Source organism: Variovorax sp. 22077 (assembly GCF_052044195.1).
Lineage (GTDB): Bacteria > Pseudomonadota > Gammaproteobacteria > Burkholderiales > Burkholderiaceae_C > Variovorax > Variovorax atrisoli.
The window spans coordinates 206115-229592 of the sequence record NZ_JBQEQC010000004.1 but is presented as its reverse complement, the minus strand read 5'-3'; the positions used below and the strand labels follow the sequence as shown (position 1 = coordinate 229592).

The 23478-nt window shown below is 67.7% G+C and carries 22 protein-coding genes; 1 reads left to right on the top strand and 21 read right to left on the bottom strand.

Annotated elements, in window-relative coordinates:
* Positions 1 to 90: 90 nt before the first annotated feature.
* The 19 genes from ACTJLF_RS07530 to ACTJLF_RS07440 all read right to left on the bottom strand — a co-directional run bounded on the left by ACTJLF_RS07530 (position 91) and on the right by ACTJLF_RS07440 (position 20267).
* The gene (locus ACTJLF_RS07530) at positions 91 to 1422 is read right to left on the bottom strand and encodes an adenylosuccinate synthase (protein WP_019653107.1); all 1332 of its coding nucleotides are present in this window, start codon (positions 1420 to 1422) and stop codon (positions 91 to 93) included.
* A gap of 23 nt (positions 1423 to 1445) precedes the next feature.
* On the bottom strand, positions 1446 to 2606 hold the full coding sequence (locus tag ACTJLF_RS07525; RefSeq protein ID WP_019653108.1) for an ATP phosphoribosyltransferase regulatory subunit: 1161 nt from the start codon (positions 2604 to 2606) through the stop codon (positions 1446 to 1448).
* Between the two features lie 80 nt (positions 2607 to 2686).
* A complete protein-coding gene (locus ACTJLF_RS07520; protein WP_019653109.1) occupies positions 2687 to 2875 on the bottom strand; it encodes a DUF2065 domain-containing protein in 189 nt (62 codons plus the stop codon).
* A gap of 31 nt (positions 2876 to 2906) precedes the next feature.
* Positions 2907 to 3806, bottom strand: a complete 900-nt coding sequence (gene hflC / locus ACTJLF_RS07515) for a protease modulator HflC (RefSeq protein WP_019653110.1) — start codon at positions 3804 to 3806, stop codon at positions 2907 to 2909.
* A gap of 17 nt (positions 3807 to 3823) precedes the next feature.
* Entirely contained in the window at positions 3824 to 5197 is a 1374-nt protein-coding gene (gene hflK, locus ACTJLF_RS07510; RefSeq protein ID WP_019653111.1) for an FtsH protease activity modulator HflK, read from the bottom strand.
* Between the two features lie 32 nt (positions 5198 to 5229).
* A complete protein-coding gene (gene hflX, locus ACTJLF_RS07505) occupies positions 5230 to 6441 on the bottom strand; it encodes a GTPase HflX (RefSeq protein WP_440882773.1) in 1212 nt (403 codons plus the stop codon).
* A 55-nt stretch (positions 6442 to 6496) separates the two neighbouring features.
* Positions 6497 to 6742 carry an RNA chaperone Hfq gene (hfq, locus tag ACTJLF_RS07500; protein ID WP_026346229.1) on the bottom strand — a complete coding sequence of 82 codons (246 nt, stop codon included), beginning with the start codon at positions 6740 to 6742 and terminating at the stop codon, positions 6497 to 6499.
* Positions 6743 to 6907: 165 nt separating this feature from the next.
* The gene (gene der, locus ACTJLF_RS07495; protein ID WP_019653114.1) at positions 6908 to 8251 is read right to left on the bottom strand and encodes a ribosome biogenesis GTPase Der; all 1344 of its coding nucleotides are present in this window, start codon (positions 8249 to 8251) and stop codon (positions 6908 to 6910) included.
* A 69-nt stretch (positions 8252 to 8320) separates the two neighbouring features.
* Entirely contained in the window at positions 8321 to 9463 is a 1143-nt protein-coding gene (gene bamB / locus ACTJLF_RS07490; RefSeq protein WP_126184332.1) for an outer membrane protein assembly factor BamB, read from the bottom strand.
* 7 nt (positions 9464 to 9470) lie between these two features.
* The gene (locus ACTJLF_RS07485) at positions 9471 to 10163 is read right to left on the bottom strand and encodes a YfgM family protein (RefSeq protein ID WP_126184333.1); all 693 of its coding nucleotides are present in this window, start codon (positions 10161 to 10163) and stop codon (positions 9471 to 9473) included.
* 5 nt (positions 10164 to 10168) lie between these two features.
* Positions 10169 to 11479: a histidine--tRNA ligase gene (hisS, locus tag ACTJLF_RS07480; protein ID WP_126184334.1), complete on the bottom strand. Its 1311-nt coding sequence runs from the start codon at positions 11477 to 11479 to the stop codon at positions 10169 to 10171.
* Positions 11480 to 11493: 14 nt separating this feature from the next.
* The gene (gene ispG, locus ACTJLF_RS07475) at positions 11494 to 12786 is read right to left on the bottom strand and encodes a flavodoxin-dependent (E)-4-hydroxy-3-methylbut-2-enyl-diphosphate synthase (protein WP_126184335.1); all 1293 of its coding nucleotides are present in this window, start codon (positions 12784 to 12786) and stop codon (positions 11494 to 11496) included.
* Complete coding sequence (locus ACTJLF_RS07470) at positions 12783 to 13757, bottom strand: helix-turn-helix domain-containing protein (RefSeq protein WP_440882772.1); 975 nt, start codon at positions 13755 to 13757, stop codon at positions 12783 to 12785. The genes ispG and ACTJLF_RS07470 overlap by 4 nt, the downstream gene beginning before the upstream one ends.
* Positions 13750 to 14607 (bottom strand): type IV pilus biogenesis/stability protein PilW, encoded by an 858-nt coding sequence (gene pilW / locus ACTJLF_RS07465; RefSeq protein WP_019653120.1) that lies wholly within the window; start codon positions 14605 to 14607, stop codon positions 13750 to 13752. The genes ACTJLF_RS07470 and pilW overlap by 8 nt, the downstream gene beginning before the upstream one ends.
* Positions 14608 to 14611: 4 nt before the next feature.
* On the bottom strand, positions 14612 to 15769 hold the full coding sequence (gene rlmN / locus ACTJLF_RS07460) for a 23S rRNA (adenine(2503)-C(2))-methyltransferase RlmN (protein WP_019653121.1): 1158 nt from the start codon (positions 15767 to 15769) through the stop codon (positions 14612 to 14614).
* Between the two features lie 21 nt (positions 15770 to 15790).
* A complete protein-coding gene (gene ndk, locus ACTJLF_RS07455) occupies positions 15791 to 16216 on the bottom strand; it encodes a nucleoside-diphosphate kinase (protein ID WP_019653122.1) in 426 nt (141 codons plus the stop codon).
* 153 nt (positions 16217 to 16369) lie between these two features.
* A complete protein-coding gene (locus ACTJLF_RS07450) occupies positions 16370 to 18166 on the bottom strand; it encodes a pseudouridine synthase (RefSeq protein WP_440882771.1) in 1797 nt (598 codons plus the stop codon).
* Positions 18163 to 19113: an SMC-Scp complex subunit ScpB gene (gene scpB, locus ACTJLF_RS07445; protein ID WP_440882841.1), complete on the bottom strand. Its 951-nt coding sequence runs from the start codon at positions 19111 to 19113 to the stop codon at positions 18163 to 18165. Before scpB ends, ACTJLF_RS07450 begins: the two co-directional genes overlap by 4 nt.
* 128 nt (positions 19114 to 19241) lie before the next feature.
* Entirely contained in the window at positions 19242 to 20267 is a 1026-nt protein-coding gene (locus ACTJLF_RS07440; RefSeq protein WP_440882840.1) for an RluA family pseudouridine synthase, read from the bottom strand.
* A gap of 23 nt (positions 20268 to 20290) precedes the next feature.
* On the opposite strand from ACTJLF_RS07440, the gene ACTJLF_RS07435 reads away from it, so the two are divergent.
* The gene (locus ACTJLF_RS07435; RefSeq protein ID WP_019653126.1) at positions 20291 to 21100 is read left to right on the top strand and encodes an outer membrane protein assembly factor BamD; all 810 of its coding nucleotides are present in this window, start codon (positions 20291 to 20293) and stop codon (positions 21098 to 21100) included.
* Between the two features lie 55 nt (positions 21101 to 21155).
* Here ACTJLF_RS07435 and ACTJLF_RS07430 read toward each other — a convergent pair whose 3' ends face one another.
* Both ACTJLF_RS07430 and ACTJLF_RS07425 read right to left on the bottom strand, forming a co-directional pair.
* Positions 21156 to 23243: an ATP-dependent DNA helicase gene (locus ACTJLF_RS07430; protein WP_440882770.1), complete on the bottom strand. Its 2088-nt coding sequence runs from the start codon at positions 23241 to 23243 to the stop codon at positions 21156 to 21158.
* Positions 23240 to 23443 (bottom strand): YdcH family protein, encoded by a 204-nt coding sequence (locus ACTJLF_RS07425; RefSeq protein ID WP_019653128.1) that lies wholly within the window; start codon positions 23441 to 23443, stop codon positions 23240 to 23242. Before ACTJLF_RS07425 ends, ACTJLF_RS07430 begins: the two co-directional genes overlap by 4 nt.
* Positions 23444 to 23478: the final 35 nt, after the last annotated feature.

Below are 23478 nucleotides of genomic sequence, written 5' to 3'. Positions count from 1 at the left end.
GCCTTGCCGGGCCGCTGGTGTTGCCCCCTGCAAGGGGTTTGGCGGCCGCACGAAGCGGGCAAGCCTGGGAGGTTGGCCTGATCCGATCGATCAGTCGGCCAGGTAGGGGTGGCGCATCATGATCGTGTGGTCGCGGTCGGGGCTGGTCGACACCATGTGGATCGGCACGCCGGTGACCTGCTCGATGCGCTGCAGGTAGAGGCGCGCATTGATCGGCAGCTTGTCGTACTGCGTGACGCCGACGGTGCTTTCGCTCCAGCCTTCCAGCGTTTCGTAGATCGGCGTGCAGCGCTCGATCTCGTCGGCGCCCATGGGCAGGATGTCGGTGGTCTCGCCATCGAGTTCGTAGCCGGTGCACAGCTCGAGCTTCTCGAGGCCGTCCAGCACGTCGAGCTTGGTGATGCAAAGGCCCGACAGGCCGTTGACCTGCGCCGAGCGCTTGAGCAGGGCCGCGTCGAACCAGCCGCAGCGGCGGCTGCGGCCGGTGGTCACGCCCTTCTCGGCGCCCACGGTGCTCATGTGGTAGCCGGGCGTGCCGGGCGTCGCCCAGTCGAGCTCGGTCGGAAACGGACCGCCGCCCACGCGGGTGCAGTAGGCCTTGGTGATGCCCAGGATGTAGTGCAGCATGCCAGGGCCCACGCCCGAACCGGCAGCGGCGTTGCCGGCCACGCAGTTGCTGGAGGTGACGTACGGATAGGTGCCGTGGTCCACGTCCAGCAGCGTGCCCTGCGCGCCTTCGAACAGCAGGTTGGCGCCGTTGCGGTTGGCGTCGTTCAGTTCGCGCGACACGTCGGCCATCATGGGCTTGAGCAGCTCGGCGTGCTTCATCGCCTCGTCGAAGACCTGGTCGAAGTCGATGGCGGGCGCGCCCAGCACCTGGGTCAGCACGTGGTTGTGCAGCTCGAGCAGCACGCGCAGCTTGGCGGCGAAGCGCTCGGGATGCTTCAGGTCCTGCACGCGCAGCGCGCGCCGGGCGATCTTGTCTTCATAGGCCGGGCCGATGCCGCGACCGGTGGTGCCGATCTTCTCGATGCCGCCCTTCTCGCGGTAGGCCTCGCGCGCGATGTCCAGCGCGGCGTGGAACGGCAGGATCAGGGGGCAGGCCTCGCTGATGCGCAGGCGCGAACGCACTTCGACGCCGGCCTTCTCCAGCCCTTCGATCTCCTCGAACAGCTTGGCGGCCGACAGCACCACGCCGTTGCCGATGTAGCACTTGACGCCGGGGCGCATGATGCCGCTCGGAATCAGGTGCAAGGCGGTCTTCACCCCGTTGATGACCAGCGTGTGGCCCGCGTTGTGGCCGCCCTGGAAACGGACCACGCCCTGGGCGCTCTCCGTCAGCCAGTCGACCAGCTTGCCCTTGCCTTCGTCGCCCCACTGGGTGCCGACGACGACCACGTTTCTTCCGGTGGTTACGCTCATGCTCGTTCCATTACTTCAAAAAATCAGATCGCTCGGACACTCCACTGGCCGGCCTGCTCGACGAGCTCGCGGTCGCAGTGGAATTCATCGATTTCGCTGCCATGGCCCGGCAGCACGCAGACTACCGTTTCGCCGGCCTTGCGCAATTGGGCAATGGCCTGACGCAGGCCGGCCGCGTCGCTCCAGGGCGCGCGGATGGCGGCGCGCAGCGGACGGGCCGGCAGCACGCCGACCAGCTCGCGCACGTCGAGGCTGAAGCCGACGGCCGGGCGGTTGCGGCCGAACACGGCCCCCACCTCGTCATAGCGGCCGCCGCGTACCAGCGAATCGGCCGCGCCTGGCACGTAGATGCCGAAGCGCATGCCGCTGTAGTACGCATAGCCGCGCAGGTCGGCCAGGTCGAAGCTGATCTGGCGTCCGGGCACGCCCTGCAGGCCCGTAGCGAGCTGCTTGAGGTCGGCCAGCGCGGTGCCGACCGCGGGAGTGCCCTTCAGGGCCTTCGCCGCCTCGTCGAGCACCGCCTCGTCGCCATAGAGCTGGATGAGCGCGCGCAGGCCGTCGCGCGAGGCGGCGGGGAAATTCCTGGTGAGGGATTCGAGCTCGCTGGCGTCCTTGGCCGCCAGCGCCGCATGCACCTGCGCCAGGGTGGCACCGTCGACCGGCACGCCGGCGAACAGCGCACGCACGATGCGGGCATCGGCCAGGTCGACGATCACGCCCTCGCGCAGGCCGGCGGCATCGAGGCAGTCGAGCGCCAGCAGCAGGGTTTCGGTGTCGGCCTCGAGGCCCGCGTGGCCGTAGATCTCGGCGCCGAACTGCAGGGGCTCACGGGTCGCGTGCGGGCGGTCCGGGCGGGTGTGGAGCACCGGGCCGCAGTAGCACAGGCGGGCCACGCCGTCGCGGTTCAGCAGGTGGGCATCGATGCGCGCCACCTGGGGGGTGGTGTCGGCGCGAAGGCCCATGCTGCGGCCGGAAAGCTGGTCGACGAGCTTGAAAGTCTGGAGGTCGAGCGCCTCGCCGGTGCCGGAGAGCAGCGACTCGAGATGCTCGAGCAGCGGCGGCATCACCAGCTCGTAGCCGTAGCCACGGGCGGTGTCGAGCAGCTGGCGTCGAAGTTCTTCGATGTGGCGGGCCTCGGAGGGCAGCACATCGGCAATGTGATCCGGGAGGACCCAGGCGGACATGGGGATCGGGGGCGTGGTTAAAACGGGATTCTACCGGCACCGGGCAACCGGCCCGGCCAGGCGTCGATCGGCGGGCCGAATCAGGCCAGGATCCAGAGCAGGACCAGCCCCAGAAGGATGCTGCAGAGCCCGAAGAAGCGCAGCTGGCCGTCGCGCAGCTGCATGAGCTGGCCGAAGCCGCGCCGCCACCCTCCCGGCGACACGAAGGGCAGGATGCCCTCGATCACCAGGACGAGCGCCAGCGCGCTCCAGAAAGTATCGGCGCTCACGGCTCCTGAGGACGGCTGAGGCCTGGCGTGGTCAACGGCGAGGTGCGGCGGTGTTCGAGCCCGAGCCCTGCATGGCGCGGAAGAAGTCCGACGACGGGTCGAGCACCATCACATCGCTCTTCTTGTTGAAGCTCTGCTTGTAGGCCTCGAGGCTGCGATAGAACTGCGCGAACTGGGGGTCGCGCCCGAAGGCCTCGCTATAGGCGGCAGCAGCCTGGGCATCGCCCTCGCCCTTGATCTTCTGGGCGTCGCGGTATGCATTCGCCACGATCACCTCGCGCTGGCGGTCGGCATCGGCGCGGATCTTCTCGCCCTCGGCCGTGCCGGTGGAACGCAGCTCGTTGGCCACGCGCTTGCGTTCGGCTTCCATGCGGCGGTAGACCGACTCGGTGATGGCTTCCACGTAGTCGACTCGGGTGATGCGCACGTCGACAACGTCCACGCCCCAGGGCTTGCTGCCCTTCACCACCGACAGCACCTCGCGCTGCACGTCCGCCATCAGGGCCTCGCGGCGCACCGAGATCAGGTCGCGCACAGTGCGCTTGTTGATGTTTTCCTGGAACGCGTTGCGAACCACGCGGTTGAGCTGCATCGCGCCGGCGTTCTCGTCGAGGCCGACATTGCGGATGTAGGCCTGCGGGTCGCTGATGCGCCAGCGCACGTACCAGTCGATCACCACGCGCTGCTTCTCAGCCGTGAGCATGGGCTCGGTGTCCACGCTGGAGAGCGTCAGCAGGCGCTTGTCGATGTACGACACGTTCTGGAACGGCGGCGGCAGCTTGAAGTTGAGGCCGGGCTCGGTGATGACCTGCTTGATCTGGCCGAGTGCGTAGACCACGCCGAACTGGCGCTGGTCGACCACGAAGAGCATCGAGCTTGCCAGGACGAGCAGCACGAGGATCGAGGTGGCGATGAATCCGATTCTGTTCATGTTCTTGCGGGCCTTTCTCAACGCACGTCACGGTCACGCGAGCGGCCGTCGCGGCCGCGCACGTCGCTCGTGGTGGGGGCCACCGGGATGACCGAGGACTGTGCCGGCGCCGTGCCGGCGACGCTGGGGCTGGCCGCATCGACCGGCGTGGCAGCGTTGCCGCCGCTCATCTGCATGAGCTTGTCGAGCGGCAGGTACAGCAGGTTCGAACCCTGCTTGCTGTCGACCAGCACCTTGGTCGTGCTGGCGTAGATCTGCTGCATGGCGTCGGTGTACATGCGGTCTCGCGTCACCTGAGGGGCCTTCTGGTATTCAGACAGCACCGCGCTGAAGCGGCCCGCATCACCCTGAGCCTGCGCCACGATCCGCGCCTTGTAGGCCTCGGACTCCTCCTTCAGGCGCGAGGCCGTACCGGTGGCCAGCGGCACCACGTTGTTGGCGTAGGCCTGTGCATCGTTCTTGGTGCGCTCGCGCTCCTGGCCGGCCTTGAGCACGTCGTCGAACGCGGCCTGCACCTGCTCGGGCGGGCGCACGCCGCCCTGCTGCAGGTTGATGCCCACGACCTCGACGCCGATCTTGTAGCGGTCGAGGATGGTCTGCATCAGCGTACGCACGCGCGGCGCGATCTGGTCGCGCTCCTCGGCGAGCGCCGCGTCCATCTTCATCTTGCCGACCACCTCGCGCACGGAGGTCTCGGCCACCTGCACGACGGTGTCGGCGGGCGACTTGCTCTCGTAGAGCCAGGCGCGCGGATCGCTCAGGCGGTACTGCACGGCGAACTTGATCTCGACGATGTTCTCGTCCTCGGTCAGCATGGCCGACTCGCGCAGGCCGGTGGAGCGCACGATGGCATCGCGGCCGACGTCGGCGGAGCGGATCTGCGTGGTCACCACGACTTCGTGGCGCTGGATGGGATATGGCAGGCGCCAGTTGAAGCCCGCGCCCACGGTGCTCTTGTACTTGCCGAACTGGGTGATGACGGCCTGCTGGCCTTCGTTCACGATGAAGAAGCCGGTGCCGAGCCAGATCAGCACCGCCACCGCCGCGACCAGGCCGATGCCGAAGCCGGCGTTCTTCATGTCGGGCTTGTAGCCGTTGCCACCACCGCCGCCGTTGGGGCGGTTGCCGCCGCCCTTGCCGCCGAAGAAGCCGCCGAGCTTGCGGTTGAGGTCGCGCCAGAGTTCATCGAGGTCGGGCGGGCCCTGGTTGGGTCCCTGGCCGCGGGGACGGTTGTCGTTGCCGTTGTTGCTGCCGCTATTGCTGCCTTGTGGCGGGGGCGTGGGGCCGCCGGGGGGATTGGCATCGGGGGGCCGGTTTCCGGCCGGGCGGTCGCCGCTGGAGGAGGACGGCTCGTCGCCGCGACCCCATCGGCCGTCGTTCAGGTTGAACATGCCCAGAAACCCTCTCCGCGCTGGCTTTGAATTCATTCGCTTCGTTCTCTTGTCAGTGGCGGGATTGTGCCCAATCCGTCGGTGGCGTCGTGCAATTCAGCGTCCGCCGCAGGGGTCATCGTATCGGTTGCGCAGCCCGATTGCCGGGCGAGCTCGGCACGCAGCAGCGGCACGCCCTCACCCGTCCTGGCGCTGAGGAAGATGCGCGGAACCTGGACGCCGTCGATTTCCATCACGTCCTGCAGATGCAGCGGATGCTGCGTGCTTTCAAGGGCGTCGAGCTTGTTGAAGACCAGCAGCTGCGGCACGGCGTCCGCGCCGATCTCCTGCAGGACCGACTGCACCTCGGCCATCTGCTCGGGGTAGTGCGGATTGGAGGCATCGATCACGTGCAGCAGCAAGTCGGCATCGACCGCCTCCTGCAGCGTGGCCTTGAAGGCATCGACCAGCCCGTGCGGCAGGTCGCGGATGAAGCCCACCGTGTCGGAAATCGACACCTGCCTGCGCGCATCGCCCAGGTAGAGGTGGCGCGTGGTGGTGTCGAGGGTGGCGAACAGCTGGTCGGCCGCATAGGCGCGCGCCTTGACCAGCGCGTTGAAGAGCGACGACTTGCCCGCGTTGGTGTAGCCCACCAGCGAGATGTTGAAGGTGTCGCGGCGCTCGCGCTGGCGCCGCTGCGTGCCGCGCTGCTTCTGCACCTTGGCGAGGCGCTCTCGCGTGCGCTTGATCGACTCGCTGATCATCCGGCGATCGAGCTCGATCTGCTTCTCGCCCGGGCCGCCGCGCACGCCCGCGCCACCGGTCTGGCGCTCCAGGTGCGACCAGCGGCGCACCAGCCGCGTGCTGAGGTACTGCAGGCGGGCAAGCTCCACCTGCAGCTTGCCTTCGTGCGAACGCGCGCGCTGGGCGAAGATTTCGAGGATGAGAAAGGTGCGGTCGTAGACCGCCACGTCGAGCTGGCGCTCTAGGTTGCGCTGCTGCGCGGGGCTCAGGGCCTGGTCGAAGATGACCTCGCTCGCCCGATGAAGGGCAGCCAGCTCCTTGATTTCTTCGGCCTTGCCGCTTCCGACGAACAATGCCGCATCTGGCGCCTTGCGCTTGCACGCGAGGCGGGCGACGGGCGTCAGGCCCGCGGTCTGCGCGAGCAGGCCGAGTTCCTCTAGTTCGCTGTCGAAATGGGGCAGCCCGAAATCGACGCCGACGAGAACGGCGGCGCCTTCCTGGCGGGGAATCAGTTCAGACAAGCGGGATCAGAAATAGGGAAAAAGCGCGGCGGGGTTGCCGCCGCGCTCCGCGCGATCAGGCGGCGTTGTCGTCGTTCTCGGTAGCCGAGAAGTTGACGGCACGGCCTGGCACGATGGTGGAAATGGCGTGCTTGTAGACCATCTGCGTCACCGTGTTGCGAAGCAACACGACGTACTGGTCGAAAGACTCGATCTGGCCTTGCAGCTTGATACCGTTCACCAGGTAAATGGAGACCGGCACATGCTCGCGACGCAAGGTGTTCAGAAACGGGTCTTGTAGAAGTTGCCCTTTATTGCTCACGATATTCTCCGTGTTCAAGAGTAGTTGTTGGAGGAGAAGACCTTAACACAGGGTTTCCGCGCCGCAGCAATCGCGCTCAAAAGCCTTTGAAAAATAACGTCTCTCAAAAGCCGGAACTTCAACCCTGGCCGGGACTCAACGGCGGCCATCCGCCGCCAAATTCTGTCAGTCGTCCTTGTCGACGAAGGGATTGTGGGAGCTCTTGAACTCGATGCGCAAGGGGGTACCCACGAGATCGAACTCCTTGCGGAAGCGCCCTTCGAGAAAGCGCTTGTAAGCATCCGTCACATGTTCGAGCGAATTCCCATGGATCACGATCACCGGCGGATTCATGCCGCCCTGGTGCGCGTAGCGCAGCTTGGGACGGAACATGCCGCTTCTCTTGGGCGCCTGGAACTGCACCGCCTCGAGCAGCAACCGGGTCAGCACCGGCGTGGACATCTTGCGCGTTGCCGACTTGTGGGCCTGCGCGATGGCCTGCCACACGGGGCCCAGCCCCTGGCGCTTGATGGCCGAGATGAAATGCAGCGCCGCGAACTTCAGGAACGCAAGCCGGGTCTCGATCTGCCTCTGGATCTGCTCGCGCTGGTAGCTGTCGACCGCGTCCCACTTGTTGATCGCGATCACCACCGCGCGGCCGCTCTCGAGGATGTAGCCCGCGATGTGCGCGTCTTGGTCGGTCACGCCCTGCGTGGCGTCGAGCAGCAGCAGCACCACGTTGGCCGACTCGATGGCCTGCAGCGTCTTGACCACCGAGAACTTCTCGATCGCCTCGAACACCCTGCCCTTGCGGCGCAGGCCGGCGGTATCGATCAGTTCGAAGCGCTGACCGTTGCGCTCGAAAGGCACGGAGATGGCATCGCGCGTGGTGCCGGGCATGTCGAAGGCCACGAGGCGCTCTTCGCCCAGCCAGGTGTTGATCAGCGTCGACTTGCCGACGTTCGGACGGCCGGCCACGGCGAGCTTGATCGGCTTGTTGACCTCGTCCTCTTCTTCCTCGTCGTCGGGATCGGGAAGGTTCAGCGGCTCCAGCGCCAGCTCGACCAGGCCCCGGATGCCCTGCCCGTGCGCGGCGGACACGCCATGCACCTCGCCCAGCCCCAGCTCGTAGAAGTCCACCAGCTTGGTGCCATCGTGCATGCCTTCGGCCTTGTTGGCCACCAGCACGCAGGGCTTGCCGATGCGGCGCAGTTCGTTGGCGATGTCGTGGTCCTGCGCAGAGAGCCCCTCGCGTGCGTCCACCACGAAGATCACGACGTCGGCCTCGGCGACGGCCTGCCGCGTCTGCTTGGCCATTTCCTTGTAGATGCCGCTGCCGGCATCGGGCTCGAAGCCGCCGGTGTCGATGACGATGAACTCGCGCTTGCCCAGGCGGCCGTTGCCGTAATGGCGGTCGCGCGTGAGGCCCGCGAAGTCGGCGACGATGGCGTCGCGCGTCTGCGTCAGCCTGTTGAAGAGGGTCGACTTGCCGACATTCGGCCGCCCGACCAGGGCCACGACCGGCTTCATGGCCGGCCTTTCGAGGGCGCGGTTTTCATGGTCGGGCCTTGGAAAGAGAAAAGAACGGAGAAAAGGAAATTACTCGGGGCGGTAGCCAAACACGCCACCCTTGGCGGTCACCACGACCACCGTGTTGCCTGCGAGCACCGGTGCCACGGTGATGGCAGAGCCATCGGGCGTGATGCGATTGAGCAGCGCACCGTCTTCGCGCGACACGAAGTGCAGCGTACCGGTGTCCTCGCCCATGATGAGCGAGCGGCCCACGGCCAGCGGCGAGGTCAGGACGCGGTTCTTGAGGCGGGACATCTGCCAGGCGCGCTCGCCATCAGCACGGCGCCAGGCCACGACGCTGCCGTCGGACTCGGTGCCATAGATGAAGCTCTCGTTGCCGCTGACGCCGTCTGCGCCCGAGGCGGGCTTGCTCCAGACCAGCGAACCGCGCAGGGTGTCGACGCAGCCGACGCTGGCGTAGTAGGCACGCGCGCAGATCGTGTCGCCGAAGCGGCTCACGCTGCCGGTCAGGTCGACCAGGCGTTCGACGTCGTTGGTGCCGCGCGGCGCCGCGATGGGCGATTCCCAGCGCGAGGTACCGTTGGCGGGGTTGATGCCCACCAGACGGCCGCCAATGCCGGCCACCAGCGTATCGCCCACGGCGAGGAGCACGCCCGACTTGCGCAGCACGAGGTTCTCGCCAGCGCGCTGCTGGATCCACAGGCGGCGGCCGCTCTGGCCGTCCCAGGCGCTGACGCTGCGGTCGGCGGTCTGCACGAACACGCGGCGACCCGCCACCAGCGGTGCAGTGAAGGCCTGGGCCGAAAGCTTCTGCTTCCACAGCACCTTGCCGTTCTCGAGGGCGACCAGTTCGTTGTCGGTGGTGACGACCGCCGCCACCTGCCCGTCGCTGCCGACGCCGGCTGCCAGCCCAGCGCCGGCCTTGCCACGCCAGATCTCGCGACCAGCGCGCGCATCGATCGCGACCACGGTGCCGTCGCTGCCGGCCACGGTGATCGTGTCGCCGCTCACGTCCGTGGTCAGCGGGAACTGCACTTCCGGAATGCGCACCGTCCACGCCTGGCGCACACCCATCAGGGCCGGATTGGCGGGCAGCGGATCCGGCTTGGGCTTGGACGAGCCCGAGCAGGCCGCCAGGAGCGCTACCAGAACGAGAGCTGATCCCGCACGCAGGGCGGTGGATCCAGGCATGAGGCGCTTGAAATTCATGATGCGGTCAGGGAGTCTTGGGGGCTGCGGGAGTGACGGTGATCACGGGGGCAAGGCTCTTGGGATCGACGCCGACCGCATTGAGCTTGATCTCCACCAGGCGGCGGTAGTCGGACGTGGGGCCCAGGCCGGTCCAGGCCTTGCGGTATTCGGCCTGCGCCTCGGCGCGCTTGCCCTGCGCCAGGTAGATGTCGCCCTTGCGGTCGGCCACCAGCGGTTCGAATTCCTTGGGCACGCTGCCGTCGAGCTGCTTGAGCGCGTCGTCGTAGGACTTGCCGTCGAGCAGTTCGGCCGCCAGCCGCAGCCGGGCGACGGCCTTGTAGCCGGGATCGATGGCGTTCTGCGCCACCCATTCGAGCTCGGCACGCGAGCCAGCGGCGTTGCCCTTCTCGTACAGGGTCTTGGCGACCAGCAGGCCGGCCTGCTGCGCGTAGGTGGTGCCCGAGAAGCGCTTCTTCATGTCGTCGAGCACGAGCGCGATGCGCGCCGGATCGCCCGCCTGCGCGGTCTTCTCGATCTCGTCGTAGAGCGACGAGGCCTGCGCCGCCTTGTTGCGGCCATACCATTGCCAGCCGTTCCAGGCCACGAAGGCGCCGGCAACGAGCAGCACGACCGAGGTGATCAGGGTGCCGTAGGTATTCCAGAAATGCTTGAGCTGGTCGAGCTGTTCCTGTTCTTCGAGGTCGAGATGGGTTGCCATGCGTGTCAGGTGTTGGGAGCCGGCGATTGTAGGGTGGCGGCCCAGGCGGCCACTTCCGAAAGAGACCGGGCGGTCTGTGCGCCGGTTCCGTCACGCAGCGCCTTGAGCGTGACTTCGCCGCGTGCGAGCTCGTCGGCGCCGAAGATCAGGGCGTAGGTGGCGCCGCTGTTGTCGGCTCGCTTGAACTGCGACTTGAAGCTGCCAAGGCCGTCGACCGTGGCGGCGTGCATCTGCACGCGCACCCCTGCATCGCGCAGCTGCTGCAGCGTTCGCAGCACCACCGGCATGGCAGCAGCATCGGGAACCACCGCATAGACGTCGGGGGTCGGCTGCGGGATCTCCGTCCCCTGCTCTTTCATCAGGTCCAGCACGCGCTCGACACCCATGGCCCAGCCCACGGCAGGCGCTGGCTTGCCACCGATCTGCGCGATCAGGTCGTCGTAACGGCCGCCCGCGCACACCGTGCCCTGGGATCCGAGGCGGTCGGTCACGAACTCGAAGACCGTGAGGTTGTAGTAGTCCAGCCCGCGCACGAGGCGCGGATTGATCGTGAACGCGATGTCGTTGGCCTTGAGGATGGCCTGAAGCCCTTCGAAGTGCGCGAGCGACTCCGCGCCGAGAAAGTCGATCAGCTTCGGCGCAGCCTCCACCACTTCCTTCATCGCCGGATTCTTCGTGTCGAGGATGCGCAGCGGATTGCTGTACAGGCGGCGCTTGCCATCCTCGTCGAGCTTGTCGGCGTGCTTCTCGAAATGGGCGATGAGTTCAGCACGGTGCTGGGCGCGCTCGGCCGGCTGGCCGAGGCTGTTGAGCTCCAGGCGAACGTCGGTCAGGCCGATGGCCTTCCACAATGCGCTGGCCAGCAGGATCAACTCGGCATCGACGTCGGGTCCGGCAAACCCCAAGGCTTCGGCGCCGATCTGATGGAATTGGCGGAAGCGCCCGCGCTGGGGCTTCTCGCGACGGAACATCGGGCCGGTGTACCAGAGGCGCTTGCCGCCGTCGTAGAGCATGTTGTGCTCGATCACGGCACGCACGAGGCCGGCCGTGTTCTCGGGACGCAGGGTCAGATGGTCGTTGTCGCCATACTTGTCGGAGCGGTCCTGGAAGGAGTACATCTCCTTCTCGACTATGTCGGTCACCTCGCCGATGCCGCGCACGAACAGCGCCGTGTGCTCCAGGATCGGCGTGCGCACATTGCGGTACGCATAGCGCCCCATCAGGTCGCGCACGGTGGCTTCGAGCCACTCCCAGCGCGCCGATTCGGGCGGCAATATGTCGTTCATGCCTTTGACGGCATTCAGTTTTTCAGCCATGGTCTGCGGAGATGTCAGGCCGCGACAGCGTGTTCGCCGCCGAAGCGCTTTTCAATGTAGTTTTCGACGAGCTGATGGAACTCGTTGGCGATATTGTCGCCGCGCAGCGTGAGGGCCTTTTCGCCGTCGATGAAGACGGGTGCCGCGGGTGCCTCGCCGGTGCCGGGCAGGCTGATGCCGATGTCGGCGTGCTTGCTCTCGCCTGGGCCGTTGACGATGCAGCCCATGACGGCCACCTTGAGCGTCTCCACGCCCGGATATTTCTTGCGCCAGACCGGCATCTGCATGCGCAGGTAGTCGTCGATCTGCTTGGCCAGCTCCTGGAAGGTGGTGCTGGTGGTGCGGCCGCAGCCCGGGCAGGCGGTGACGCTCGGCACGAACACGCGCAGGCCCAGCGCCTGCAGGATCTCGGAGGCGATCACCACCTCCTGCGTGCGCGACTCGCCCGGCTGCGGCGTGAGCGACACGCGGATCGTGTCGCCGATGCCTTCCTGCAGCAGGATCGACAGCGCCGCGGCCGACGCCACGGTGCCCTTGGTACCCATGCCGGCCTCGGTGAGGCCCAGGTGCAGCGGATAGTCGCAGCGGCGGGCCAGCTCGCGATAGACCGAGATCAGGTCCTGCACGCCGCTCACCTTGCACGACAGGATGATCTGGTTGCCGGCCATGCCCATCGACTCGGCCAGCTTCGCGGACTCGATCGCCGAGGTGATGAGCGCCTCGTACATGACCTGCTTGGCGTCCCAGGGCTCGGTGCGACGGCTGTTGGCGTCCATCAGGCTGGCAAGCAGCTCCTGGTCGAGGCTGCCCCAGTTGACGCCGATGCGCACCGGCTTGTTCCAGCGCATCGCGGCGTCGATCATCTGGCCGAACTGCCGGTCCTTCTTGTCGCCCTTGCCCACGTTGCCGGGGTTGATGCGGTACTTGCTCAGCGCCTCGGCGCAGGCCGGATAGTCGGTCAGCAGGCGGTGCCCGTTGTAGTGGAAGTCACCCACCAGCGGCACGTCGACGCCCATGCGGTCGAGCTGCTCGCGGATGTAGGGCACCTGCGCGGCGGCCTCGGGCGTGTTGACCGTGATGCGGACCATCTCGGAGCCGGCCTGGGCCAGTTCCTTCACCTGGATCGCCGTGCCGATGGCATCGACGGTGTCGGTGTTGGTCATCGACTGCACGCGCACCGGGGCGTCGCCGCCCACCGTGACCACGCGCGGACCCCAGACCACGCTGGCCTGGCGCGAACGGCGCGGCTTGGGAGCCGCGGCCTCGATGGGGACGGGAAGGCAATCGCTGCTGCTGGCGGAAGTCACGGCTTCACCTCGAAACGCGCCACGCCACCGCTCTTGGTGAAGGGCTTCAGGTCAAAGGGCTGGCCGCGGACCTGCACGTCGACGCTCGACGCACGGCCGACCACGACCGACAGCGGCAGCGCACCCGACAGGCCCACCGTTTCGCCGGCCTGCAGGCTGCGGCGCAGCAGCTGCTTGCCGCCGGCTTCGGTCACGGTGATCCAGCATTCCTCGCGAGCCACGAAGACGAGCGGCTGACTGCTCGAAGCGGCGGCCACGGGCGTGACTGCCGGTGCCGCAGCAGTCGGCGCGGCAGCGGCGGGCGCAGCAGGAGCCGCAGGCGCACCTGGAGCAGGCGTTGCCGCAGGCGCATCGCTGGCCACCGGACCGCTGGGGGCCACGGCCTGCGTAGGCACGCTCTCGGCCACCGAACCGCCGCTCGAAGCCGCCGCGCCGGCAGAACCCGATTCGGCACTGGACTCGCTGCGCGCCGTGAGCCGCGCCACGGAAGCGCTGAGCTGGTCGAAAGCCGACTGCGGCAACCAGAACAGCGCACCCGCGCCGATCAGCAGCAGCAACACGACGATCAGCAGCGGCCGCGAAGGCAGCCCGCTGGAGCGGCTGCTGCCACCCCAGCGCGGCGTGCCCGAGCCGATGTTCGAGCGAAGGGTGCGGTCGGTCTCGGCCAGCGACACCTTCTGCGTGGTGGGGAGCTTCGCGAGCACGGGGGCCGGATCGATGCGCAGGGCGCGGCAGACGCTGCTGGCCAGCGCACGGGCGAAGACCGGGTCGGGCAGCGAGGCGATGTCGTCCGCCTCCAGCGCCATGAGCTTCTGCGGCGGCACCTTCAGGGCCGCCGCGACCATCTCGATGTGCAGGCCATGGGCCTCGCGCGCCTCGCGAAGCAGCTCGCCGGCCGTCTTGTTCGCGATATCGCCTGTTTCCAGTGGCAATGCGGCGGAAGTGCCGAACTCCGAAACCCGATCAGTCATTGAAATTCCCGCGCTCGTACGCTGTTGCCTCCCGCGACTGGGGGAAGCGTCGTTGCAGTTGGCCTCCCAACTGCGCGACTGCTTCGCGGTTGTTCAGCTTGCGTTCGATCTTGATGCCGAGCCAGAGCGTCTCGGGACTGGCCGCGGCGCTGTTGTTGACGCGGCGGATGTAGAACTGCGCGCGCGACCACTCCTCGCGCTGCGCCAGCACCGACGCCAGGTTGAAAGCGACGACCGGATTGCTGGCGTCGATCTCGTAGGCCTGCATGAGCGTGCGCTCGGCCTTTTCCCGCTGGCCGGCCTTGAGCTCGCACACGCCCTGGGTCATGAGCGTCTTGGCGCGCTCGGTGTAGGTCGGCACCGCCAGGGCCTCGTTAAACTGGGCAGCGGCGTCGCCATAGCGGTTCTGCTGGCACAGCAGCCAGCCGTAGTTGTGGCGCGTGTTCGGGTCGCGCGGATTGATCGCGATGGCGCGGCGGAAGCTGTCCTCGGCCAGGCCGGCGTCGTCGAGCCGCATGTAGACGAGGCCACGCAGGTTGTACGCGTCGGCGTTGTTGGGGTCGGCGGCCAGCGCCTGCTTGATTTCGTCGAGGGCCACCGTGGTCTGGCCGTGCTCGAAATAGCCGGCGGCCAGCTCCATGCGCAGGCGCGCGCGGCGCTGGCGGTTGGACTCGTCGGACTCGGTGACGATCTCGGTGCCCTTGGGCGAATTGCTGCTGTCGGCCAGGCTGGTGGTGGTGGTGCGCGTGCTCACGCAACCCCCAAGCAGCAGCGACACGGCGACGCCCGCGAAACCCACAGTCAGCATCCGCTGCACGTTCGCGGTCGTCATCGAAATGGCCATGCTCATCGGTTCAGTGCTCCTGGGAGACGGTCTTGGTCTTGCGGACCGGGTGCAAAACGACGGGGCGCTGCTCCGCCGCGCGGCGCTGCGCCATGCGCTCGGCCGCCCGGGTGCGGTCTTTCACGTCGCCGGCGAGCTGGCCGCAGGCGGCATCGATGTCGTCGCCGCGCGTCTTGCGCACGGTGGTCACGAGGCCGGCCTCGCTGAGCGTCCGGGCGAACGCCAGCACGCGCGGCTGCGGCGAGCGCAGCAGGCCCGAGGCCGGGAACGGGTTGAACGGAATCAGGTTGAACTTGCACGAGATGCCGTGCTTGCGGACCAGGTCGACCAGTTGGCGCGCATGTTCGGGCTGGTCGTTCACGCCGTCGAGCATGCAGTACTCGAAGGTGATGAAGTCGCGCGGCGCATGGGCCAGGTAGCGTTTGCAGGCCTCGATGAGCTCGTCGATCGGGTACTTGCGATTCAGCGGCACCAGGTCGTCGCGCAGCGGATCGTTGGGCGCGTGCAGCGAAACGGCGAGCGCCACGGGGCAATCGGCGCCCAGGCGGTCGATCATCGGCACCACGCCGGAGGTCGACACCGTCACGCGGCGGCGCGACAGCCCGTAGGCGTTGTCGTCGAGCATGGTGCGCAATGCAGGCACCAGCGCCGAGTAGTTCTGCAGCGGCTCGCCCATGCCCATCATCACCACATTGGAGATGACGCGTTCGTCGCGCTTCAGGTGCTTGCGCAGGAAGTGTTCGGCAAACCAGAGCTGGGCGACGATTTCGCCCGTGCCCAGGTTGCGGCTGAAGCCCTGATGCCCCGTCGAGCAAAAGCGGCAACCGACCGCACAGCCGGCCTGGGACGACACGCAAAGGGTGCCGCGGTCGTCCTCGGGAATGAATACGGCTTCGACGGCATTGCCGTCACCGACGTCGAACAGCCACTTGATCGTGCCGTCCTTGGATTCGTGCTGCGTGATGACCGGCAGGGCCTCGACGCGAGCGGTGGTCGCGAGCTTCTCGCGAAGCGACTTCGCCAGATCGGTCATCTGGGTGAAGTCGCTGGCGCCACGCTGGTGGATCCAGCGGTAAAGCTGTGTGGCGCGGAATTTCTTCTCGCCGAGTTTTTCGCAGAACGCAGCCAACCCCTCGAGATCGAAATCGAGCAGGTTGGCCGTGGTCATGGAATCAGGCGAGATCCGGCTTCAGCGTGCGTAGACGTTGAGGCCAGCGAAGAAGAAGGCGACTTCGTTCGCGGCGGTTTCGGGAGCGTCCGAACCGTGAACGGCGTTGGCGTCGATGCTGTCGGCGAAGTCGGCGCGGATGGTGCCGGCGGCTGCCTTCTTGGGGTCCGTAGCGCCCATCAGGTCACGGTTCTTGGCGATGGCGTTCTCGCCTTCGAGCACTTGCACGAACACGGGGCCGGAGATCATGAACTCGACGAGGTCCTTGAAGAAGGGACGCTCCTTGTGCACGGCGTAGAACTGTTCGGCTTCGTTGCGCGACAGGTGCACCAGCTTGGCGGCGACGATCTTGAGGCCGGCAGCTTCAAAACGGGAAACGATCTTGCCGATGACGTTCTTGGCAACTGCGTCGGGCTTGATGATGGAAAGGGTACGTTCGATAGCCATTGAAATGCTTCCTGGAGCTTTGATTTTGAATTGTTTTGTCACAACTGCAACGAGTTTGTTTCGTCACTTGTCGACAAAGCCTCTGATTTTAACCGGCGCGGCCTTGCGGATTGGTGAAAACCCCGCGAAAGGCCGCGATGCGACGGCAGCCTTTCAGCGCCCGCGGCGGCGTCCGCCGCCCTGGCCTCCGAAGCCGCCACCACCGCCTCCGCCGCCGCCGCGGCGCTGGCCTCCGCGCTGCTCCTTGCGCTGGCGCGAAAAACTGTCTGCGCCGATGTAGCCCAGCGAGGTCTTCATCGGATCGGGCTGGTTGGCGGCGCCCTGCTGGCGATCGCCACCCTGGCGGCCGCCGTTGCCGCGGCGTCCCTGCCCCTGGGGCTGACCACCGTTGCCGCCATTGCCGCGGTTGGGGCGCCCGCCCCGCTCGCCGCGCGGCGGACGGCCGTCGCCCAGCGGATTCGGGATCGGCGCCTCGCGCCCGCCATCGTCGCGCGCGGCCTGGCCGCCGCCTCCGTTGCGATTGCCGCGGCGCTTCTTGTTGCGGCCGCCGCGGCCGTTGCCGCCACCCTCTTGCCCCGGGCCGCGCTGCTGCTGGCCCGGACGCGCCACCGCGCCACCCGAAGCCTGGAACAGCGCGCGAATGTCACGGTCGTCGAGCTCCATCCAGGCACCGCGCTTCAGGCCGCGAGGCAGCACCATGGCGCCGTAGCGGATGCGGATCAGCCGGCTGACCGCATGGCCCACCGACTCGAACAGGCGCCGCACCTCGCGGTTGCGCCCTTCGGAGATGGTCACGCGGTACCAGCAGTTGGAACCTTCGCCCCCACCGTCCTCGATGGCCCCGAACTGCGCCATGCCGTCGTCGAGACGCACGCCGTCGAGCAGCTTCTGCTTCTCTTCGGCGGTGAGCGCGCCCAGCACGCGCACCGCGTACTCGCGCTCCAGGCCGAAGCGCGGGTGCATGAGCTGGTTGGCCAGGTCGCCGGAGCTGCTGAACAGCAGCAGGCCTTCGGTATTCAGGTCGAGACGGCCCACCGACTGCCACTTGCCCTGCTGCAGGCGCGGGAGCTTGCGGAACACGGTCGGGCGGTTCTGGGGATCGTCGTGCGTGACCACCTCGCCCACGGGCTTGTGGTACGCGATGACGCGCGGCGGCGGCGGTGCGATGCGGTAGCGGATCGGCTTGCCGTTGATCTTGACCTGGTCGCCGTACTGGATGCGCTGGCCGATGTGGGCCGGCTCGTTGTTGACGGAAATGCGTCCCTGGAGGATCAGTTGCTCCATTTCGAGCCGCGAACCCAGGCCCGCCTGCGCCAGCACCTTGTGCAGCTTGGGCGAATCGGCCTCGGGCAGCAGCACGCGCTTGAGCGGCGGGACCTCGGGGCTTTCCTCGTCGGCGTCGAACTGGCCGGAGATGACGTCCGCGAACCGGATCGGCTCGGGCGGAGGCGCGTTGCGCTGCTCGCGCTCGGCGGCGCGGCGCGCGCGGTCGAGGTCGTCCTCCTCCTCGTCGGGCTCTTCTTCGTCTTCTTCGTCCTCTTCGCCGTCGTCCCGCACCTCGTCGTTGCGGTCCTCGGCGCGCTCGGGCACCGGAGGCTGGGCCGCCACCACGACAGCCTCGGTCGGCACATCACCAGGGGCGGCTTCAGCAACCACTGGCGCCTGCTCGGTGGCCGGCGCCGCAACTTGCGGCTCAGCGGATTCGGCGGATTCGGCGGCCGGAGCGGCTACCGCTTCGCCTTCGACGGCAGGCTGCTCGACAACCTTCTTCTTGCGGGGCGCGCGCGGCTTCTTCGGCGCCTCGGCCACGGCCTCGGATGCGGGCGCCGGGGGCGCAACCGCCTCGACAGCTTCAACCGCAGCCTTTTTGGCCGTGGTCGCCCTTTTCTTCTTCTTGACTTCGGGCTCGACCGGCAGCATTGCTGCGTCTTCGGTGTCGGTTGTGCTCATGAGGTTTTTCCGGGAGAGGGAGCGTGAGGATCGGCCTCGTCCTCGGACGGGGCATCGGATTCCGACGCGGGTTCTTGTTCTTGCTCGGCGGCAGCGGATTCGGCGCCTGCCTCGTTCTCGGCGACCTGCGCCTGGGCGGCCTCGATGGCTTCGATCGCCTCGGCGGCTTCTGCCGCCTCGGAAACTTCGGGCGCGATATCGACGGCGGCAGGCTCTTCGGCTGCGTTCGTCACAGGTTCGGCTTCTTCGCCTTGCTGCGAAGCCGCAATCTCGGCATCGGGCACCGGCGCGTCGGCGGAGGAAAGCTCCAGCTCCGCCATTCCCGAGGCATCGGCGTCGCCCTCGGCGGCTTCGGGTTCCGCAGCCGCATCGATCGGCAGCCCCTGCTGCTCACCCGAGGCCTGCTCCAGCGCATCGACCAGCGCCGCCTGCTGTGCCGGCGTCTCGATCAGCGGCAGTTGATCGAGCGAGGCCAGCCCCAGATCGTCGAGGAACTGCCGCGTGGTCGCATAGAGCGCAGGTCGGCCGACCGTCTCGCGGTGGCCGATGACCTCCACCCAGCCGCGGTCTTCCAGCTGCTTGAGGATCATCGAATTGATCGTCACGCCGCGGATGTCTTCCATGTCGCCGCGCGTGGCCGGCTGGCGGTAGGCGATGATCGCCAGCGTCTCGAGCGCAGCACGCGTGTAGCGCGGCGGCTTCTCGGGGTGCAGGCGATCGAGGTGGTCGCGCATTTCAGGCCGGCTCTGGAAGCGCCAGCCGCTGCCGACGCTCACCAGCTCCAGGCCGCGCTGCGCCCAGTCTTCCTGCAGCTCGAGCAGCAGCGACTTGATGGTGTCCGCACCCAGTTCGTCGTCGAACAGCACGCGCATATCGCGCACCGGCAACGGCTGGCTCGAACAGATCAAGGCGGTTTCGAGAATGCGCTTGGCATCCGCCGTATTCATGGTTCGCGTTATCCGGGAAAAGGCGCCTGGGGGCGCTTGTTCAGAAGGATGGAAGGAGTAGGCGCTGCAGGCACGCGGCAGATGCAACGCGAGGCCGGTCTCGGGCGACCGGCGCGGCCCTCGGGCCGTCAGGCGCGATTGTAATCCAGGCCCCAGGCCTGCAAAGCCCGGACGAGGTCTTCCGGCAACGGCGAGCGGAACTCCAGCGCAGCCTGCGTGACGGGATGCACGAAGGCCAGCCTGAATGCATGCAGCGCCTGGCGCGACAACCCGGCGGCCGGCGCGCCGCCGTAGAGGGCGTCGCCCACCAGCGGATGGCCGATGGAGGCCATGTGCACGCGGATCTGGTGGGTGCGCCCGGTTTCGAGCGTGCAGCGCACGGCGCAGCCCTCGGCGTTGCTGTCGAGCCGCTCGATCAGCGTGCGGGCCGTCTTGCCCGCGTGACGTTCCAGATCGACCACCGCCATGCGCAGCCGGTTGCGCGGGTCCCGCCCGATGGGTGCGTCGACATGCCGCGCCGCCGCGCCCTCCCACTGCCTGTGGCCGATGGCCAGGTACTGCCGCTTGACCTCGCGCGCGGCGATCAGCGCCACCATCGCATCCATCGCGGCGCGAGTGCGCGCCACCACCATCAGGCCGCTGGTATCGCGGTCGAGCCGGTGCACGATGCCGGCGCGCGGCAGCAGCACGGCCTTGGGGTCGAGCGCCAGCAGGCCGTTCAGCAGCGTGCCGCTCCAGTGCCCAGGCGCCGGATGCACCACGAGGCCGGCCGGCTTGTCGACAATGCGCAGATGCTCGTCCTCGTACACGGTGACGATGTCCATCGCCTCCGGCCGGAAGGCCTGGCTCTGGGGCGTCGGGCGCAACTCGATGCGGCCGGACTGGCCCGCCTTGACGGGGGCCGAGGCCTTGGTGACCGTACGCCCCTGCAGTTCGACGACGCCCGCCTCGATCAGCTGCTGCAGGTAGCTGCGGGAGAACTCTGGCACCAGCGCGGCGAGCGCCCGATCGAGCCGCTGGCCGTGCTGGGCCGGGTCGATGACGAAGGGCCGCTGCTCGCTGGCCTCGACCGGGTCCGCGCCCTCTTCGTGCTCGGCCACCTCCGGGCTGTCGGGGATATTGCCCAGGGGGTCGGTCGATATAATTGAGGGCAACTGTTTCACGAAAGCCGTATGTGATGATTCGCGCCAAATTATCGGTCCCCGCCTGGATCGCGCTCAGCGCGGCGGCTCTGCTGGCAGCAGGCTGCTCGTCGACACCCTCCGCCGACAAGACCGCCACCTGGAGCCCCAACCGGATCTACTCGGAAGCCAAGGACGAGGCAGGCTCCGGCGCCTACGACAAGGCAATCCCGCTCTACGAGAAGCTCGAAGGCCGCGCGGCCGGCACGCCCCTCGCCCAGCAGGCACAGCTGGAAAAGGCGTACGCCCAGTACAAGTCGGGCGAAAAGGCTGCAGCCATCGCCACCGTCGACCGCTTCATGAAGCTGCACCCGGCGAGCCCGGCCCTCGACTACGCGCTCTACCTCAAGGGCGTGATCAACTTCAACGACGACCTCGGCATGTTCGCATTCCTGACGCGCCAGGACCTGTCGGAGCGCGACCAGAAGGCCGCGAAGGAATCGTTCGAGGCGTTCAAGGATCTGGTCACGCGCTTCCCCGATTCGCGCTATGCCCCCGACGCTCGCCAGCGCATGAACTACATCGTGAACTCGCTCGCTCAGTACGAAGTTCACGTGGCCCGCTACTACTACACGCGCGGCGCCTACCTGGCGGCCATCAACCGCGCGCAGGTCGCACTGGCCGACTACCGCGAAGTGCCGGCGCTCGAAGAGGCCCTGTACATCATGGTCAAGTCGTACGACGCCCTCGGCATGAAGGACCTGCGCGACGACGCCCAGCGCGTGCTGACCACCAACTACCCGCAGAGCACCTTCCTCGCCAACGGCTTCAAGGGCAAGGACGATCCCTGGTGGAAGGTCTGGTAAGCCAGAACCCTTCCTGAACCGGCAGGGCCGCAAGCGCCCTGCCGTAGCCTCCCGCTCAGTTCTTGAGCGCCTCCAGCGCGGCATCGAAATCGGCTTCGGTCTCGAGCCGCCGCATCGGAGGCAGGGCTGCCAGCAAGCGGCGCCCGTAACCCATCGCCACCAGACGCGTATCGCAGATCGCCAGCACGCCGCTGTCGGTCTCGCGCCTGATCAATCGGCCCGCGCCCTGCTTGAGCGCCACCGCGGCCTCGGGCAGCGAATAGTCGGCGAACGAACTCCGCCCCTGCGACTCCAGGCGCTGCGAGCGTGCCTCGACCAGCGGATCGTTAGGCGGCGGGAACGGCAGCTTGTCGATCACCACCAGTTGCAGCACGTCTCCCGGCGCATCGAACCCCTCCCAGAACGAGGCGGAGGCGACCAGCACGCAGCCGGCACGCCCTGCGCTCGAACCTTCGCGGAATCGATCCATCAGCACGCGCTTGGGCAGTTCGCCCTGCACGAGCACTTCGGGCCGCAGCTGCGCGTCGAGCAGCTCGAACCGCTGCCTCATTTCGTCGCCGATGGTGCGCAGCGCGCGCAGCGTGGTCGTCAATACCAGCGTGCGGCCGCCGAGCTCCGCCGCTCCGCGCGCCGCCAGCTGGGCGACCCGCTGGCTGTGGGAGGGATCGTTGGGCTTGGGAAAGGCTCGCGGCACGTAGATCGCGGCCTGCGAGGCGTAGTCGAAGGGGCTCTGCACGCGCAGCACCTCGGCGTCCTGAAGGCCGCAGGGCTCGGTGAACCAGCGCAGCGTAGGCTCGTCGCCCAGAGTGGCCGAGGTGAAGACCCAGGCGCGGCCGCCCTCTTCCCGCACATTGCCGGATCGCGCCGGCTGCTCGCCATAGGCGTCGAGTCCATCCTCCTGCTCGTCCTCTTCGAAACCGGCTTCATCGGCGTCGTCCGCGATCTTGAGGACCCGCTTGCGCATCGCATCGGCGATGTCCAGCGGCGATTCGATGAGCCGCAGCTGCGTACCCACGTCCACCCAGCGCACCGAATCGACCTCGCATCCCAACGCGAACTTCGACGCACGTTTCGCCAGCTGGCGCGCCCGCTCGTGAAGCCGCACGAAATCGGGCGAGATCTCGCTGACCGTGTCCAGCCCTTCCGCGGACGCCTGGAACGCGTGCAGCAGTTCGTCGAGCGCGCCTTGCCAGGCGTCTGGGTCGATGCCGTCGGGCGACGCCCCCAGCCAGCGCAGCTTGGCGCCGGGCCATTGCTTGCCGACCACCAGCCGCAGCTCGCGCGCGGCGCGCTCTGTCGCGGACACCAGCTTCTGCCAGTCGACGAGCCCGCGTGCATGCTGCAGGCCTGCGGCGAGCATGTCGCGGGCGAAGTCGAGCGCCTGCCCCGTTCCGAGCTGCGCGCCCAGGAACTGCACGCCTGTCTCGTTGAGCTGGTGGGCTTCGTCGAACACCACCACGCTCACCGTCGGCAGCAACTCGGCCATGCCGGTCTCGCGTACCGCGAGGTCGGCGAAGAAGAGATGGTGGTTGATGACGACGATGTCGGCCGCCAGCGCCTCGCGGCGCGCCAGGTTGACGTGGCAGGGTTTGAACTGCGGGCATTGGGCGCCCAGGCAGTTCTCGCGGGTTGACGTGATCAGCGGGATGAGCGGCGAGCGCTCGTCGAGCCCCGGCAGTTCGGCCAGGTCGCCTGTGCGGGTGGCCTTCGACCATTGCTCGATCTTGGCGAGCGTGCGCAGGCTGCCGCGCTCGGGCAGCGAAGCGTCGTGGCGCGCCATGTCGAGCCGGTGCAGGCACAGGTAGCTCGCGCGCCCCTTGAGCAGCGCCGTGCGCACCGGCAGGCCGAAGGCTTCGACGAGGCGCGGCAGGTCGCGGCCGAACAGCTGGTCCTGCAGGGTCTTGGTGGCGGTGGAGAGCAGCACGCGCTCGCCACTCAGGAGTGCCGGTACGAGGTACGAGAAGGTCTTGCCCACGCCGGTACCGGCCTCGACCACCAGCATGCCGCCGTTGTCGATGGTGCGGGCCACGGCCATCGCCATCTCGGTCTGCCCCGAGCGTTCGCGGAACTGCTCCGCGGCGCGGGAAAGGCCGCCGTCCTGCGCGAAGGCGTCGCGCACCTTGTCTTCGAGCGAACCCGTCACGCCGGCTCTTTCGGATCGAGGATGTTTTCGAGACGGGCGATCTGGTCGCGCAGCGCGAGGCGGCGCTTCTTGAGGCGCCGAAGCAGCAGCTCGTCCTGGGCCGAGCCTTCGGCCAGCCTGTCGATGGTGGCGTCGAGGTCTGCATGCTCGATGCGCAGTTCGATCAGCTGGCGGGAGAGGGAGTGAAGATTGGAGTCCAACGGTGGGAAGCGCCCGCGTGGTTTGCGTGCCGCAT

Coding starts and splice junctions, on each gene's coding strand:
- ACTJLF_RS07530 (WP_019653107.1), bottom strand. CDS start 1,422: ATGAGCGTAACCACCGGAAGAAACGTGGTCGTCGTCGGCACCCAGTGG.
- ACTJLF_RS07525 (WP_019653108.1), bottom strand. CDS start 2,606: ATGTCCGCCTGGGTCCTCCCGGATCACATTGCCGATGTGCTGCCCTCC.
- hflC (WP_019653110.1), bottom strand. CDS start 3,806: ATGAACAGAATCGGATTCATCGCCACCTCGATCCTCGTGCTGCTCGTC.
- hflK (WP_019653111.1), bottom strand. CDS start 5,197: ATGTTCAACCTGAACGACGGCCGATGGGGTCGCGGCGACGAGCCGTCC.
- der (WP_019653114.1), bottom strand. CDS start 8,251: ATGAAGCCGGTCGTGGCCCTGGTCGGGCGGCCGAATGTCGGCAAGTCG.
- bamB (WP_126184332.1), bottom strand. CDS start 9,463: ATGAATTTCAAGCGCCTCATGCCTGGATCCACCGCCCTGCGTGCGGGA.
- ACTJLF_RS07485 (WP_126184333.1), bottom strand. CDS start 10,163: ATGGCAACCCATCTCGACCTCGAAGAACAGGAACAGCTCGACCAGCTC.
- hisS (WP_126184334.1), bottom strand. CDS start 11,479: ATGGCTGAAAAACTGAATGCCGTCAAAGGCATGAACGACATATTGCCG.
- ACTJLF_RS07470 (WP_440882772.1), bottom strand. CDS start 13,757: ATGACTGATCGGGTTTCGGAGTTCGGCACTTCCGCCGCATTGCCACTG.
- pilW (WP_019653120.1), bottom strand. CDS start 14,607: ATGAGCATGGCCATTTCGATGACGACCGCGAACGTGCAGCGGATGCTG.
- rlmN (WP_019653121.1), bottom strand. CDS start 15,769: ATGACCACGGCCAACCTGCTCGATTTCGATCTCGAGGGGTTGGCTGCG.
- ndk (WP_019653122.1), bottom strand. CDS start 16,216: ATGGCTATCGAACGTACCCTTTCCATCATCAAGCCCGACGCAGTTGCC.
- ACTJLF_RS07450 (WP_440882771.1), bottom strand. CDS start 18,166: ATGAGCACAACCGACACCGAAGACGCAGCAATGCTGCCGGTCGAGCCC.
- scpB (WP_440882841.1), bottom strand. CDS start 19,113: ATGAATACGGCGGATGCCAAGCGCATTCTCGAAACCGCCTTGATCTGT.
- ACTJLF_RS07435 (WP_019653126.1), top strand. CDS start 20,291: ATGATTCGCGCCAAATTATCGGTCCCCGCCTGGATCGCGCTCAGCGCG.